Genomic DNA, 1,183 nt, shown 5'->3' with positions numbered 1-1,183 from the left:
ATTAAAACTAGTCTATCTAGCCATCAAAGATGTATCTAAAAAATGGACTATGCCTATTCGCAATTGGGGCTTGACAATGTCTCAGCTTTATATTAAATTTGGGGATAGATTACAGCCGTAAAAAAAATCCTGTTTCCAAGCCTTGGGGCTTAAGCCCCAAGGCTTGGAAACAGGAGATGACACAGTTCATGTTACACTCCCATTAGATAATTCTAATATAATATTAGAGGCGCTGTAATACTACTCTGTTGTTCTGAACCCGACCTGCGGATTTACAATTCTTGCTTTTAAAAAGTAAAACGCCAGGCTTAGAGCTTGGTGGTCGTACTCACATAGATACTAAGTATGGTTTTGCTGGTAATGTAGAGTTAGTTCGCACTACACATAAAAGATTAGCTACATCCACAGATGTATCTATTTTGGAAAACTTCGTCTATGATCATCAAAATCGTTTACTATATCAAACCCATAAAGTAGGGACTTTAGCAGAAGTGGTTATAGCAGAAAATATTTATGATGAGCTAGGGGCTCTACAGGCTAAAAGAGTAGGAGGTAAGCGTAGCGGAAGCGCCACTACAGCAAATACTTTTTTACAAGAAATCAATTATAAGTATAATATAAGAGGATGGTTAACACAGGTAAATGATGTTAACAATTTAGATATTACCACTAATGGTAAGCGCTCTTTGTTTGCTTTAAAGTTAAACTATAATAAAATAGAACAAGGCATAACAGGTACTACTGGATTATACAACGGAAATATTACCGAACAGCTTTATAGGAGTTCTTTAGATAATAAGAAAAGAGGCTATAGTTATGTGTATGACCGCTTAAATCGCCTTACCCTTGCTGCTTTAAAAGATCCTGATTTAACTATAAGCAGTAATGATACTCCTTATGGGGAAAAGCTTACTTACGATAAGAATGGCAATATTTTAAAACTAACTCGCAATGGAGCCTCCGTAGCTAATAAAGTCACTCAGATAGATAACTTAACCTATAGTTATGAAGCAGGAAGTAATAAACTCTCTAAAGTAGTTGATGCTAGTGGCAACTTAGAAGGATTTAAAAAAGGTAATACCACAACTTCCGCAGATTATACCTATGATGTATTTGGTAATCTAACAGTAGATAGAAATAAAAATATTACAAAAATTAGTTATAATTCTTTACATTTACCTGT

Annotated in this window: 1 pseudogene; it reads left to right on the top strand. The window is 34.7% G+C overall.

The annotated features are described in order from the left end of the window. Window positions 1-281 precede the first annotated feature (281 nt). Window positions 282-1,183 (top strand): annotated as a pseudogene (locus ACYSNX_RS13075) (hypothetical protein); the annotation flags it as partial.

The organism is Myroides sp. LJL115, from assembly GCF_054871665.1.
This window is presented reverse-complemented; position numbering and strand designations above follow the sequence as displayed.